The 14,459-nt window shown below is 56.0% G+C and carries 14 protein-coding genes; 6 read left to right on the plus strand and 8 right to left on the minus strand.

The features are described 5' to 3' along the window. Positions 1-242: 242 nt before the first annotated feature. The 3 genes from B6V76_RS19170 (at position 243) to B6V76_RS19175 (ending at position 2,252) form a co-directional block, all read left to right on the plus strand. Positions 243-977, plus strand: a complete 735-nt coding sequence (locus B6V76_RS19170; RefSeq protein WP_088728271.1) for a DUF4396 domain-containing protein — start codon at positions 243-245, stop codon at positions 975-977. A gap of 355 nt (positions 978-1,332) precedes the next feature. Further along, positions 1,333-1,707: a hypothetical protein gene (locus B6V76_RS19780; RefSeq protein ID WP_141104954.1), complete on the plus strand. Its 375-nt coding sequence runs from the start codon at positions 1,333-1,335 to the stop codon at positions 1,705-1,707. Positions 1,708-1,796: 89 nt separating this feature from the next. Continuing rightward, complete coding sequence (locus tag B6V76_RS19175) at positions 1,797-2,252, plus strand: c-type cytochrome (RefSeq protein ID WP_088728272.1); 456 nt, start codon at positions 1,797-1,799, stop codon at positions 2,250-2,252. Positions 2,253-2,506: 254 nt separating this feature from the next. Here B6V76_RS19175 and B6V76_RS19180 read toward each other — a convergent pair whose 3' ends face one another. The 6 genes from B6V76_RS19180 to B6V76_RS19205 form a co-directional block, all read right to left on the minus strand. Further along, positions 2,507-3,226, minus strand: a complete 720-nt coding sequence (locus tag B6V76_RS19180; RefSeq protein ID WP_088728273.1) for a DsbA family protein — start codon at positions 3,224-3,226, stop codon at positions 2,507-2,509. A 4-nt stretch (positions 3,227-3,230) separates the two neighbouring features. Further along, the gene (locus B6V76_RS19185; protein ID WP_078520069.1) at positions 3,231-3,701 is read right to left on the minus strand and encodes a cytochrome c; all 471 of its coding nucleotides are present in this window, start codon (positions 3,699-3,701) and stop codon (positions 3,231-3,233) included. Between the two features lie 199 nt (positions 3,702-3,900). Next, entirely contained in the window at positions 3,901-4,845 is a 945-nt protein-coding gene (locus tag B6V76_RS19190; protein WP_088726148.1) for a cytochrome c, read from the minus strand. Between the two features lie 2 nt (positions 4,846-4,847). Next, entirely contained in the window at positions 4,848-5,423 is a 576-nt protein-coding gene (locus B6V76_RS19195) for a cytochrome c (RefSeq protein ID WP_088728274.1), read from the minus strand. Between the two features lie 425 nt (positions 5,424-5,848). Beyond that, a complete protein-coding gene (locus tag B6V76_RS19200; RefSeq protein ID WP_088728275.1) occupies positions 5,849-6,313 on the minus strand; it encodes a cytochrome c in 465 nt (154 codons plus the stop codon). 29 nt (positions 6,314-6,342) lie between these two features. Next, positions 6,343-6,867 carry a L,D-transpeptidase gene (locus B6V76_RS19205; protein WP_240497914.1) on the minus strand — a complete coding sequence of 175 codons (525 nt, stop codon included), beginning with the start codon at positions 6,865-6,867 and terminating at the stop codon, positions 6,343-6,345. 321 nt (positions 6,868-7,188) lie between these two features. Between B6V76_RS19205 and B6V76_RS19210 the strand changes: the two genes are divergently transcribed. Continuing rightward, complete coding sequence (locus B6V76_RS19210; protein ID WP_088728277.1) at positions 7,189-9,351, plus strand: protein-disulfide reductase DsbD domain-containing protein; 2,163 nt, start codon at positions 7,189-7,191, stop codon at positions 9,349-9,351. 205 nt (positions 9,352-9,556) lie between these two features. Here B6V76_RS19210 and B6V76_RS19215 read toward each other — a convergent pair whose 3' ends face one another. Together B6V76_RS19215 and B6V76_RS19220 are read right to left on the minus strand one after the other, a co-directional pair. Next, on the minus strand, positions 9,557-10,951 hold the full coding sequence (locus tag B6V76_RS19215; protein ID WP_206184253.1) for an ATP-binding protein: 1,395 nt from the start codon (positions 10,949-10,951) through the stop codon (positions 9,557-9,559). Further along, positions 10,948-11,670, minus strand: a complete 723-nt coding sequence (locus B6V76_RS19220) for a response regulator (protein WP_088728278.1) — start codon at positions 11,668-11,670, stop codon at positions 10,948-10,950. Before B6V76_RS19220 ends, B6V76_RS19215 begins: the two co-directional genes overlap by 4 nt. A 384-nt stretch (positions 11,671-12,054) precedes the next feature. On the opposite strand from B6V76_RS19220, the gene B6V76_RS19225 reads away from it, so the two are divergent. Both B6V76_RS19225 and B6V76_RS19230 read left to right on the plus strand, forming a co-directional pair. Continuing rightward, a complete protein-coding gene (locus B6V76_RS19225; protein ID WP_088728279.1) occupies positions 12,055-12,516 on the plus strand; it encodes a rhodanese-like domain-containing protein in 462 nt (153 codons plus the stop codon). 174 nt (positions 12,517-12,690) lie between these two features. Beyond that, entirely contained in the window at positions 12,691-13,959 is a 1,269-nt protein-coding gene (locus B6V76_RS19230) for a multicopper oxidase domain-containing protein (protein WP_240497913.1), read from the plus strand. The last annotated feature ends 500 nt before the right edge of the window (positions 13,960-14,459 follow it).

The following is a 14,459-nucleotide window of genomic DNA, read 5'->3' on the forward strand; positions in this document are numbered from 1 at the left end:
GGGAGCGGTTCATGTTCCGAATTCTGAATGTGTTCCATTTGTAGGATGGGCATGGCGGCACTTAGACGCCGACAGTGTCGGCAGGAAGCGGCCAACCAACTTCGAATGCTGCGGCGGCCTGGAGCTCAGAGCGGGTGAATTGATGAAGCCAGCGAAGCGGGCGCAGTGACAGCCAGCCGGAACCTCCCGTGAACTCGACCGTTTCGATGCGAAGTCACCCTATGCATTTCAGGAGTTCTTCCATGATACCCGACTGGCTGCACGTCCTATCGCTAATCTCTCTTATTGCTGGTGCCATCTCCGCACTTATCATCATCGGGGATGAGGCGAAGGACCCTCAGCACATGTGGATCATGAATGTGGTCTGGCCTGTCGTCGCGCTCTTTTCCTCAGGGATTGCTCTCTGGGGCTACTTTACCTACGGCAAGCTCGGGGCGCACAGCAAAATGCATGCAGCGATGGAGAAGGACGAGACCCCGCCAAACAAGAAATACACGCCATTTCCCATGATGGTGGCCAAGGGCGCATCTCACTGTGGCAGTGGTTGCACGCTTGGAGACATCATCTCGGAGTGGTTGCTGTTTTTCGTGCCGGTCATCGCGACTTGGTTCGGCTGGAAAGAACTTTTTGCCGAGAAGATATTCGCCGCTTGGATTGTAGACTATATCTTCGCGCTCGTGATCGGGGTGGCCTTCCAGTATTTCACGATCAAACCGATGCGGAATCTCTCCGTGAAAGAGGGTATCATTCAAGCGATAAAAGCCGACGTCCTCTCCCTGTCAGCTTGGCAGATCGGGATGTATGGTTTCATGGCCGTTGCGCATTTCTGGATCTTTGCAAGCATTCTTGGCGTGAAGCTTGAGGTGAACAGCGTTGAATTCTGGTTCATGATGCAGATCGCGATGATATTCGGCTTCATCACCTCTTATCCGGTGAACTGGTGGCTGATCCGGAAAGGGATCAAGGAAAAGATGTAACTCCACGCTGGTCTGGCCCTGAGAGATGCCGCCAATGTCACGAAAAGTGCATTTAAGCGGAAGAAAGATCGATCGATGTCGATCCCGTGTTTCGACCCGTTGACGCGACTTTTCTTGACATGGCGACAACCATCTCGCCTCGGGGATGCCACGATCGGACGTGCCGACGAAACTCCATCGCAAAATCCCATCGCGCCTACCAGTCTGGGCGATAGATATCTTGGCGTTTCAGGCGCGGGCGAATTACTCGATGTGACGACCTGCGAATAGATTGCGCATTCAAGGGACTGCGGCGGCGGCTTGTTGCGTTGACTTGTGTCAAGGTGACAATCTGGAAGCCCGGTAAGATGCTCGAATGAAGCATCTCAAAGGAATTCGGCGTGGCCAGGGGCAGCCCATGCGGGGCGCACTGTGGAGAATCTTCTTGGTGATCGCGCTTATCGCAGTCACTTTGCAGGCGCCAGCTGCTATCGAGGAACTGGGCAACCATACCTCTCTCACCGTATCGGCGCACAATGCCTTGCGCCCCATTGAAAGCGGCGTTTCCTTAGTGGGCTGCCATCGTGCGCATCACCATGCGCATTCACTATGTGCCCCAGCGGTTATCCTAACGGAAGAGGCTGGTATCGAACCAAAAATCTACGATAGCCATACCCTCCCAATAAATGTGCTTTCGATGGAAGGGCATATCGATAGCCCGCGCGCTCCCCCTCCCAAATCTCTCGTCTGACAGAAGTAACGGCTTCAAAGCTTTTTGGCGCTGCTGCGGAACATCCTTCCGAGCGCCAACTAGCCACACACAGACGAAGGAAAAGAAAGATGAAACGTTTTTATTTTGTGTCGACGATAGCGGTTGTCGCCTCATCCTTGCTTGCCTTTTCGGCAAGCGCTGAGCAATCCGGTGTTATGCACGACGGTGCCATAATGGGCGGGCTTGTCGTTCCGGAAATGGATCCGGTTGAAGGGCGGCGCCTGTTCGCGTCGAAGGGCTGTGTGGTATGTCACTCAATCAATGGGGTAGGGGGGACAGACGCTCCGAACCTCGATGCGAGCACGATGGCAATGCCGATGGATCCCTTCAGCTTCGCTGCCAAAATGTGGCAAGGGGCTCCGGCAATGATCGCAATGCAGGAAACGGAACTGGGAGCCCAGATCCAATTTACCGGGCAGGAACTGGCGGACATCATTGCCTTCGTGCATGACCCGGCCGAACAGAAATCGTTCTCTGAAGCCGACATTCCAGAAAATATTAAAGAGCACATGGAAGGTGACTGAGCTAGGCTCAAGCTGGCGGCCCGTCTTTCGGGCCGCCAGATTTGCTATGGCTTGCCGGACTGAACGCCTTTGTTAGCACGAGTTTTTTCAACGCGCTGGCCCGGCTGCCGTCCAACTGAAGGCGCTAATAGCTCGGCTCAGTAGGCCCCAGCAGGGGCAATGAAAATCTGTCGGCTTTGTCGCCGTAAGGCTCGCTAAAGGAACGAGAACTCTACGCGCCGTCATCAGCGGCGCTGTTTCCGCGCACTATTCGTTCATTCGCGCGCTTTATCAACGGCCTCTGCGAGCTTCTCGCTTTCGACAAAGCCCGGAACGAGCTTATCGCCAATCACGAATGCAGGAGTTCCGCTAAATCCGAGGGATTGCGAGAGACGCATCGAGGTCTCGATGTGCTCTGCAATTTCCGGGCGGTCCATATCCGATTTAAGGCGTTTAACATCGAGTCCGGTGTCTTCTGCGATCCGAAGGACGCTCGCTTCGTCCGCATGCCCGTTCATGCCCATCAAAGCCCAATGAAAAGCCTCGTATTTACCTTGAAGCCGCGATGCCAACGCCGCTTTGGTGGCGAACACGGAGCCTTCCCCGAGAATTGGCCATTCGCGATAGACGAGACGGACATTGGGATCGGCGTCTAGAAGAGCCTGAACTTCTGGCATGGCACGCCGGCAGTAGGGGCAATTGTAATCAAAGAATTCCACGACGGTTACATCTCCATCAGGATTGCCGAGGACCGGTGCGTTTGGGTCCTGCTCAAGCAACGATCGTTGATCACTCAAGACAGATGCCTGCGCTTGAGCTTGGGCTTCGGCATCCTGACGCTGTAGGATTGCAACGGCTTCCATGACGATTTGTGGGTTCTCGCGGATCGCTTCATATACGAGTTCCTTGACCCGAGCCTCATCCAGATCGGCTGCCTGTCCCGTCATCGGAAGCAGGGCCAGCGAGGTAACGAGCACCAAATTCCTGAACAACATTTCATTATCCTTCCTGTTCTGCTTCTGTGCGTGCGGCCTGAGCCTTTCGCTCGCGTTCTGGCCAAGTTGATTTGATGAAGCCAAGAACGTCATTGATTTCTTGATCGGTTAGCTTGTCACCGAACCCAGGCATTCCGCTGTCGAATTCGGAGCCTTGTTTTCGCATGAGCTCCTTCCCCCCAAGCTTTGTGTAGGAGAACAGGATTTGATCGCTGTGGTGCCAAGTATGTCCGCTACGGTCATGCGGAGGCGCTGGAAGACGACCGTCCGGGCCGGTGTCCCGCCAGTTCGGTTGCCCTTCGAGATCGGCACCGTGACACGATGCACAGTTTTCCGCGTAGAGCACCCGTCCCCGTTCGGTGTCGATCGCGGTTTCGGAGGCTGATTTGTCTGGCGCTGGAATGGCGAGCCACCATACGGCACCTATCGCAATCACGCCAAGGCTCGAGAACGCCGCCAGATACGTCGGTTTCATAAAGCCTTCCCCCGTTTCGCCAGTCCGGATGAGAACTGGCGGTTTGCGTCGTGCTCGGTGGGTTTGCCTTTGCAGTTCAACGGCGGCGTGCGAACTACACTCCGCGAAACCGTCGCATAAATGTGTGCTACTGGGGTGGCCCTCATTTTATTCTCTTCTTTTCGGAGACAAGATCGGTTTTCAGATATTCGTCGCAAGGTCACATATCTCGTTGCGATGCCTCGCCGGCCCCTTGTGCGACGCGATCAGGAGATGGTTCATCGCCATCAAGCAGGTAGACGGCCATTGCTTCGAGGTCTTCTTTCGAGAGGAAACGTGTGTTGCCCTGAACGATCTCGGCCATGCCGCCGCCGAAAGCATCACCTGAAGGTGTCACTCCCGTGCGCAAGGCATAAGCGAGATTAGAGACGGTCCAACCTTGCTCGGACAGGGACTGTGGCGTAATCGCAGGAGCTTTGTTTTCGCCTGGGAGTGTGTCGCTTCCAGCAAAGACAGCATCGAGCTTACGACCGCCGCCAATATTGCGTGGGGTGTGACATGCGCCACAATGAGCGGCTCCTCTTACCAATTCCCGGCCGCGGTTCCATCTCGCGCTTTTCTCAGAAACAGGCTCTGTAGGAGGATCGTGAAGAAAAGCCGCTCGCCAAAGCTTCAGCCCTGATCGCTGATTGAATGGAAACCCGACTTCATGCTCAGGCGCTGCTTTGGCAACCGGGGGGACAGTCTGGAACGCCGCCCATAGGTCCGCGATATCTTGATCCGTAAAGTCAGCATAGAACGGATAAGCGAAGGCTGGATAATAGGGGTGACCGTCGGGGCTGATCCCCTGGCGAACCGCCCTAGCAAATTGCTCGATCGTCCACCCGCCAATGCCGTGCGTTTTATCGGTCGTCAGGTTCGGAGGATAGAAAGTGCCGAATTCTGTCGCTAGACCAGCGCCACCTGCAAGCGCTGCGCCTCCTTCCTCTTTATTCGTGTGACACGAAATGCAGCCCGACGCCCGCGCCAAATACGCGCCGCGTTGGACATTGCCCGGTTGCGAGATCGGCGACGGCATTTTGCCGATCGGCCAGACTACTAAGGCCCCAACCGCAAGGGCGCCGAGCGCCCCTGCGGCAAGTGTAAGTTTTTTAAGCCAGCTCATCGTTACTTCGCCTCGAAGCGAAACTTCGCATGACATGAGGAGCAGGTTTGGGTGACCATGTTGAAAGCGCCATCCGCTGGCATCGAGGCATAATCCATCATTCCGCCGTCTGAGGCCGCCCCCATCATCGACGATGTGCCCATCATGCCGCCCCCAGAAGACTGCGTGCCCATCATCGAGCCTGCGCCAAGATTTGCCCCGGACGCCATCAGACCATTGCCCGCCGCTTCAGCGAGTCCCTCGCTCGCCGTCTTCAACTGGTCTGCTAATGCACTGAATTTGTCCCATTCCGACCAAATTTCCGGCTTCGCTTCAGACGGCTTGCTATCAGAACCTTCCGGAAACAGCTCCGTCAAGCCATCGCTGTGTTCGATGAACACGCGCGCTGCCGCACGCACCGCAGCAGCATCGTAGTCGGTCTCGCCACGCATCATCGGGGCCAATTTCTTTACCGATTGTCCCATCGCGCTCATGGCATCCATGCGCTCCTTGACAACACCCTCCGCACCGCCATGTGCGAATACTGCAGTAGCCATCGTTGCCCCTACCAAGAGGCCGATCGTCAGTTTGCTCTTCATTGTTCCGTATCCTGTGTTCGAGTTATTGATAGGCGAAATGGGCGATGCTCGATCGTCCAATTTTCAGGATAGGTGTTTGGGAGGAGGCGGCTCGCTCGGGACATCTCGGTCGGAAAAGCTCAGATCTGAATGCTCGCGAATTACGTGAGATAAGGTTCCTGAAGCTCTAGGCACAGAAAGGCTGACCGTGACCATGTTTTTCGAGCAATCCGGACCAGGTTCACAATGGTCGGGCAAGGTTTCGTCCGCGCCATGTGAGTGGAGATCGTGCTCAATATCTGTATCCGGTGCCGTGCTCTCGGCAAGTCGCATTTCGCGATCACCGACTTGGGTTGGGCCAAGTGGGAAAAGGCCAAATTGGGCGAGAGCGACCACGAGGAGGACCGAGACCGCTCTCTGAATTATGGTCAACCCGACCACCAAAGTCAGTTGATCCCGTTTGCGCGCTGCAGCTCACGCACGTATGCGACAATCAACTTCACGTCGCCTTTGGTAAGTCCTTCGATCGGGGGCATGTTGCCGAAATTCCAGTGATGCGAGCGGACGCCATTTTGGGCGGCGTTCAGAAAGGCAGCGTCTGAATGGTGGTTCGGTTCGTAGATTTTGTTCACGAGCGGGGGAGCGACACCGTTTTGACCTGCGGCGTTCTCACCATGGCATGCCGCACATTTTGCCTCGAATGCGCGTTGTCCCATCTGAGCTCCCGAAGACAGCTCCGCAGGCAGGCTTACGTTCGCAATCGGCGCCCCCTGCGGGATATCACTCGTGTCCGGAGGCACCATCGAATGTCCCTGAGCGGTCTGCGCGGGTGTCGGCTGAAAAGCTTGCCAACCTGCCGCTCCTAGCCCGAGAACAAGGAACCCGCCGACGAACCATCCCCAAAAATTCATGATGTTTTCTTCTCCTATATGTAATCAGCTCAGATCAGCTTGACCTGCGTCCCAACCGGCGTTCTGGCGAAGACCTCTTCGATGTGCTCATTGTAAAGACCGATACAGCCGTTCGATGATCTGCGACCGATCTTGCGCGTGTCCTGTGTCCCGTGGATCCGGTAATACTGCCAGGACAGGTAGAGAGCGCGAGTCCCGAGCGGATTCGAAGGATCGCCTCCCGGCACGTAGGCAGGCCACTCGGGATTGCGTTTGCGCATCGAGGGGGTCGGTGCCCAGCTTGGATTCTCACGTTTCTCGATGACTTCGGTGTAGCCGCGTTTCGTCAACTCATCGGTCAATGGCACCGACGTCGGATAAATCCGCATTTCCCCATGTTCGGTCCAGTGTTGAAGCACTTTTGTGACCGTATCCGAAATGATGATGCCTTTGCCGAGCCGTTCAAAATGGTCGCGCCAATCATGAAGCGCGAAAGACGAGATGTTCCGGCGAACATCGCCTGCTTCCTCCGCGCGGAGCGTTCGCGGGAGGGTGAAGAAGGCACCGGACAACATTACAAAGCTCCGCCGGTTCAGACTTTGATTTTTTGCCATTTGTTCATCTTGGGGTTCTGGACGGGACGTCTAATCGAATACTCGGGATGGCTCGAACCTCAACCATGGCAGGCGGTAATTTTTGTATCGAACTGTATCCTTGACCCAGAGGCAGAATGGCGAGCTAAACAAGTCTTGCCCACTTGACTGGCGGCCAGTTCCGCCGGGTTTGGCGAACGGTTTTCGCTTGTCAGGCTCAGAATCCAGACGGGTCGGTGGGCCGGTCCGCGAAAGTATCTGAACGGAATTCGTGGCTAATCAAATGCCAGAGGAGACGATTTGATGAAGTTTAGATTTGCGCTGCATGGTTTCCTCTGGCTCGGCGCGATTGCGGTGGCCCAATTCGGCCTATTGACGCCGACAAAAGCCACTGCCGCGAGTTCCTCTGCGTATGAAGTGGCAGCCGTCGAAGCGCGGCTGATTTCGGCCCAAGACGCAGTCTCGGCAGAGGCTGAAACTCTTTCCGCCGGTCTGGAGCTCAAGCTTGGCGATGGATGGAAAACCTACTGGCGCTCTCCCGGCGAGGTGGGCGTTCCTCCGCAAATTGACTGGAGTGGATCTGAGAACGTTGCGAGCGTCGATTTCCTCTGGCCTGCACCGGAACGGTTTACTGCCTTCGGCATCGAGAATTTCGGCTATCATGAAGAGGTCGTCTTTCCGCTACAGGTCACTCTAGAGAACCAAGGGCAGCCTGTAGACCTCAAGGCCAACGTCAAGTTGCTGACCTGCTCGGAGGTGTGCGTCCCGCAGGACTTTGATTTGGCGCTCAGGTTGCCAAATGGAAGCGGAATTGATCAGGACTCGGCAGATCGTATCGGCACGTTTCTGGCGCGCGTTCCCGCCGAAGGGGGTGCCGCAGGCATCGTCACCGCGAGGTCTCATATAAACGAAGATTTCACTCGCCTGACGATTGAGATTACGTCCAGCAGCGAGTTCCACGCGCCGGATGTCTTTCCCGAAATCGGAAACGGAGGTGCGCTGGGAAAACCCGATATAAGAGTCGGAGGATCACGGACGCTTTGGGCCGAATTCCCCATTCTTGCTTATATGGCGGAGACACATACACCTCCGTCAGTGACTGTGACCGATGGGCCAGAACGCGCCTTTACCGTTACGCCTGAACCTGTGACCGCCGCGCCAGCTCCTCCATTCGACGTTGCCCGAGTGATCCCAGGCATCGATCAGTTGGTCTGGATTGCCCTTATCGCATTTCTCGGCGGGCTAATCCTAAATGCTATGCCCTGCGTCCTTCCTGTCCTGTCTATAAAACTTTCCTCCGCCATGAAATCCGAGGGTCGCGGTCGTGGTCAAGTCAGAGCGGGCTTCTTCGCCGCCGCAGCCGGAGTCATGGTCTTCATGTGGCTGCTTGCGACACTACTCTTCGCTTTGCAAAGGATCGGCGTTGCCGTCGGATGGGGGCTTCAATTCCAGAACCCAGTATTTCTGGTGCTGATGTTGCTTGTCCTCGGCCTGTTTGCCGCGAACCTCTTCGGCTTCTTTGAAATTTCTCTGCCAGCTGCTCTGACAACTCGGTTAACGAGAGTTGGCGGCGGGGTCGGATACGGGGCTGATTTTGCCACCGGACTTTTCGGAGCTGTCATGGCAACTCCCTGCTCCGCGCCGTTTCTGGGGACGGCCATCGCATTTGCTCTCGCGGGCCGTGCAATGGACATCGCTATAGTCTTCACCATGCTTGGGCTCGGCCTCGCCTTTCCATATCTGCTCGTAGCCATTGCACCAGGCCTCGTTCGGTTCCTTCCGAAACCCGGCCGCTGGATGATCGCTTTGAAGACAGGCCTCGGTCTGCTCTTGATCGGCACCGCAGCATGGTTGTTTTATGTTCTCATCGGTGTAGCCGGTTGGCGCGCTGCGCTTGTCGTCGCTTCACTCGGAGCGGCGCTGGCTGTAGTGTCGGTTTCTACGTGGCTTTCAAGAAAACTGCGTTGGGCACTGGGGCTCACCCTTGCGGCACTAGCGATCGTGGCCGCGCCATCTTTGACCACGGGCCCTGAAATTGCCGGTCAAAGCGGGAAAATCTCTTGGATCGCATTTGACCGTGGCGACATTGCCCGGCGGGTGTCGCGCGGAGAAGTCGTGTTCGTCGATGTGACCGCAGATTGGTGCCTGACCTGCAAAGCTAACAAGGCCCTCGTGTTGGAACGCGATCCAGTTCTCGCTGCCTTGAATGGGCCAGAGGTTTCTCCGATGCTCGCGGATTGGACGCGGCCGAACGAGGCGATCGCTCGATTTTTGGAAGCCAACAACAGATACGGCATTCCATTTAATGCGGTATATGGCCCTTCCGCTCCCGAAGGGATTATTCTCTCGGAGATATTGTCCAGCGGTGCCGTCCTTACGGCGTTGCGAGATGCTGGTTCTTCCACAAATTCGGATGGCGATGGAAAGTATACTGAGCTGACGGGAGCGGCAGGAGCCCCGGACTGATGAGCGGCAACGCTCATCTCCATCACCACTTGTTTTGAGTTGGGGAGTCACTGTGCGATCCCTTTCGCGAGGATCTGTTCAAAACGCATGGCCATGTCACCTGCCTCCGAAATTCTTTCAGCGCGGGATGCGGATGGGTTCTTTCATCTGGCCCCGTGAGCGCCGCGGGCGCGTAGGAGCGGCTTCAGGCTTGCCTGCATCGTATCTAATCGAGCTGTGGCTTTGCTTTCGGCAGCCGAACTGTCGCGACGAGCCCCCCGCCGGGATGGTTCGCCAAGCTAATTTCACCTCCCTGTCCATGCAGAATTGACCGCGCGATCGACAGCCCCAACCCATGTCCGCCAGTTTCAAGAGAACGGCTTTCTTCAAGTCTGACAAACGGGTCAAAGACGCGCTCCAGATCGCTGGCTGGAATGCCCGGTCCTTTATCAGAGATCGTGATTTCGATGTCTTCACCGAGGACCTGCCACCCTACAGTCGCAGATCCGCCATACCTGACGGCATTTTCGATCACATTCCGCAATGCGCGACGTGTCGCGTTCGGGCGCAAGCGCACCCGAACAGTGGGACCGGCTGTTAAACCAAAAGACGCCACCATATCGGTTTGGAGAGTTTCGAGGAATGTCTGCAACTCAACTTCCTGCATCTCCTCGCTTCCCGAAAGCCCTTTCGCGAAGGTAAGAGTTGCCTCGACCATTGATTGCATTTCCTCGACGGTCGACACGAGGTTTTCACGTAACTCTTCTTCTTCAACCATTTCCGAATGGACGCGCATGGCGGTCAACGGAGAGCGCAGATCATGCCCGAGCGCTGCAAGAACGCGCGTGCGGTCCGTCACGAACCGCGTCAGCCTTTCCTGCATTCGATTGAAGCCAGCGGTCAATTCTCGCACTTCCATGGGGCCTCTCTCTGGAAGCGCGTTCGCGTTCTCGCCACGTCCTAGACGGTCCGACGCTCTCACCAATCGCCTCAAGGGACCCAATAGGCCCGCCATTACAAACCAAGTAACCCCGACCAGAAGGGCCATCGCCGTAAGGCCGAACGTCAGAATTGAGTAGCGAGGCCATTGAATCGGTGGGCGTTCGAAGCGCGTGCTGACATTTAGCCATTGGCCACCGGCAATCGAGATCGAGAGGTTCATTTCGATTGCGGAGAGCTCGCCGCGCATCATGGCCAAGTGCATTTCCGTCATCTCGCGCGACAAATTCGGCAGTGGTAGGATAGCGCCTTGGATTTGGTGTAGCTCGACACGAATATCGCGACTGTAGCTTTCATTGAGAAGCCCGCGCACGCGTGCCTCAACCACCCCACCGTCGGAATGATCCGTATGCTGAACGAGCGGCTTTGCAGTTAAGTCGAAGCGAACAAGTGGGGAGTTCGCCGCGCGGATAATCGATGGGCGCAAGTCTGCAGGCGCCTCTTCGATCAGGCGGGCGACGTTGGCAGCGCGTCCAGCAGCCTCAAATCCTAACGCCGCTCGAATGGCGAGGCTACGTTCATCTGCAAAAAGCCATAAGCTGATAAGCTGCGCTACGCTGAGCGCGGCGATGATCAGGAGCACGAGCTGGACTCTCAAAGACCGCATGAAGCGCCCGATCATCCGGAAACCTCAACGTCCACGGATAGGCAGTAGCCACCACCCCTAATCGTTTTTATGATACTGGGCCGGAGGATGTCGGGTTCTAGTTTGCGTCGAAGGCGAGAAATCTGGTTGTCAATTTTTCGATCCAACGGGCCGGCAGAAATACCTTGGGACAAATCAAGCAACTGGTCACGGCTCAACACCATCCGAGGTCGTTCTAGCAGGACCATCAGGAGCTTGAAGTCAGCGACCGTGAGGGCGGTCTCGTGTCCAGTCTTGTCAACGAGAACTTGCCGATCAACCTCCAAAGTAAGGTGTGCAAAGTGAACTTTCCGACCGCTCAAGTTTCCGGTGAAAACTTCCTGATTTTCGCTTCGTCGCAGAACCGCTTTGATCCTCGAAAGCAGCTCGCGGGGATTGAAGGGCTTCGGCAGATAATCGTCGGCGCCGGTATCGAGGCCGGTAATTCGGTCCTCGTCATCTCCTAAGGCGGTCAACATGATGATCGGTAAGCGCCCTTTGTCCGATAAACGTTGGCAGACTGAGAGACCATCTTCGCCAGGCATCATGACATCCAGCACCAACAGGTCGTAGTTGCCGAGAGCCAACTTCGTGTCCATCTCCTCCGCGTCTTTTGCAGCGGTCGCCCGCATACCGTTTTTCGTCAAATAACGAGTGACGCTTCTGCGGATTTGCTCGTGGTCATCTACGATAAGGATATGTGGAGCGTTCTGCATGGGTCTCATCAACTGTGCTAGCTCGACGTCTGGCAGCTTTCTTGTAGCTAATGCTGTTAGCCTTAGTCCAATGCGACAAACGGATACAATTCCGCGACTGCACCTCGGAACGTTCAGATGTTTATACTCAGTCTGTCCCGCCATAGCCATTCTCGGAAGGAGCGCCGCTCTTGCTGACGGCCACCGTCATCGACCCACGGATCGCAAACTTTCTTCCACGGGTGGATTTGCATGGCCCGAGATTGGGCGCTGCGGCCCCAATTTCGCAGCCGGTTCAGGCGCAATGCTCTTAGATCATTTCTTCTGGCCGTTAGGAACAGAGCGAAGGCGCAAGCGCTATGCGTAGAGGGCGCAAATGCACGAAATAAACTTTGGAGAAACAACATGCTAACCCGACGTGATACCTTGAGCATTTTCGCTTCGAGTGTCGTATTCGCATATGCGCCCGCTTGGGCAGAAACTCACGACGTGTGGTCGCTCGAGATTCTCCACGATGCATTGAACCGCGATTTGGCACGGCTTGTGGATATTCGCAGGCCAGACGAATGGACGGAAACCGGCGTCGCAAAAGGGGCTTGGCCAATTGATATGACCCATCCCCGCTTCGGGGAACGCCTCTTCGCGGCCCGCGATCTCGCGAAGGGACGCCCTGTCGCTTTGATTTGTCGGACCGGCCATCGTTCGGGTTTCGTCATGGGAAAGTTGCGTGAAGCGAATGCAACAGGTTTCGTTGACGCCGCAGGTGGGATGCTCGGCGCACCGGGCCTTCCCGGTTGGATCGAACAAGGTTTGCCCACCGTGTCGAAAGAAACCGCACTTTCTAGCCTTCCCAAAGAACTCGCCTGAGAGACAATATAAACAATGATCGATCGTAGAGCATTCATCTCGGGCTTGGCGGGACTATCCTTCTCGGTTGCCCCGCTCGCTGCCGGCGCGCAGACTAAAGCCAGGAAATTGGCAATGCCGCCCTTAGTGGACGCAACGGGAGATCGGCGCTTCAGTCTGACTGCGCAGAAGGGCATGACCGATTTCACCGGACTTGGGGCCGGTGAGACTTGGGGCTTCAACCAATCTTATTTGGGGCCAACACTTCGACTTTCTTCGCGGGCTTCGACGCAAGCACGGATCGAAAACACACTACCCGAAGAAATCTCGGTTCACTGGCATGGCATGCTGATCCCCGGTCACGCTGACGGCGGTCCGCATCAGACGATTGCCTCTGGTGCGACGTGGACTCCCGAACTGAATGTGATGCAACCCCCAGCCACGCTCTGGTATCATTCGCACGTTCACAGGGAGACCGGAAAGCAGGTTCAAAAAGGATTGGCTGGAGTTCTGCACGTAACGGACGGACAGGACGATGCGAAAGGCCTTCCATCGGAATATGGCATCGATGACCTTACATTGGTCCTGCAAGACAGGCGCTTCGACCGGCGCGGCCGCATCGACTACGGTCTGTCGATGCCAGACCAAATGATGGGCTTTATGGGCAATGTCATGCTGGTCAACGGTCAGATGGGCACCCATGCTGTCGTTCCGCGTGGCATCGTTCGCTTGCGTCTTCTCAACGGGTCCAATGCAAGGATCTATCCTTTGACCTTTTCGAATCGTCGCGAGATGCATCTCATTGCGACGGACAGTGGATATCTCGATCGTCCGGTCGCGATCGAGTCACTCGTGATCGCTCCCGGCGAGCGCTACGAGGTCCTTGTTGATTTTTCACGCGGCGACACGGGCACTTTGATGTCTGCCGCAAGTCCAAATCAGATGATGGGAAGCGCAGGGGCGGACTTCACAGTGCTTCCATTTGCCGTGGATGGGACTCTTCCCGCACGCATCGCGAAAATTCCTAGCGAGCTAGGTGGGGACCTGCCCGCTGGTAAGAGCTCTTCCGTCGATCGCCGTAAGATTACGCTCGATATGCCGATGGGGATGGGCATGATGATGCGCGGGCTCAGAGACCGGTTCGGTATTAACGGCCGCGCCTTTGATATGAGGCGGATTGACCTATCGATTGCCAAAGGTTCAACGGAAATCTGGGAAGTCTCCTCAAGCATGATGATGCACCCGTTCCACGTTCATGGTGTGAGGTTTCAGGTTCTAACGGAAAACGGTCGAAACCCGAGCATTCAAAACACAGGTTGGAAGGACACAGTGCTTGTAAATGGTCGGGCCGAGATATTGATTGACTTCGACCAGGCCGCGGATCGTGGCACTCCGTTTATGTATCACTGTCATATCCTCGAGCACGAAGATGGTGGAATGATGGGGCAGTTCACTGTCACATGAGTGCTAAAGCAGGGACATATGAGCTGCTCCCTATCTCTTGGACAGTTTTCGGGAAGATTTAAGCTACTCTTTGCACCTGCTGATCGGGTCGGTTGATATCATTTCTCTGCCAACAGCTCACCCGGCGGTGGCTTGCCGCCCAGGGCTGAGTGAGGGCGCTGGTGGTTGTATAAGGTCATCCATTTCCGGATGGCCGTTTGTCTCCGATCTGGTCTCCCAAGCATGCAGGTGGAGGTATTCTCATCTCCGGTCTGAATACAAAGCCACCCGATGTGATGTCCCCGCCGCAGGTTTCCATGGCTACGAGGCAGGATAAACGAGTATCAAGAAAGTCCAGCAGCCGATGTCGCTGGAGCCATTTATGAAACACGACCGCTCCCGTCTCGTCCTGCCCGGCAAGACTGCAAACGGTTTTGCACAGATTGATCTGATCCCCGGAAACTGGACCGTTTGAAGCTGGAGTTTTCCGCTACGCTTCCTTGGCTGGAAGAGGAGTGGAA

It is taken from the genome of Thioclava sp. IC9, from assembly GCF_002213225.1.
Lineage (GTDB): Bacteria > Pseudomonadota > Alphaproteobacteria > Rhodobacterales > Rhodobacteraceae > Thioclava > Thioclava nitratireducens.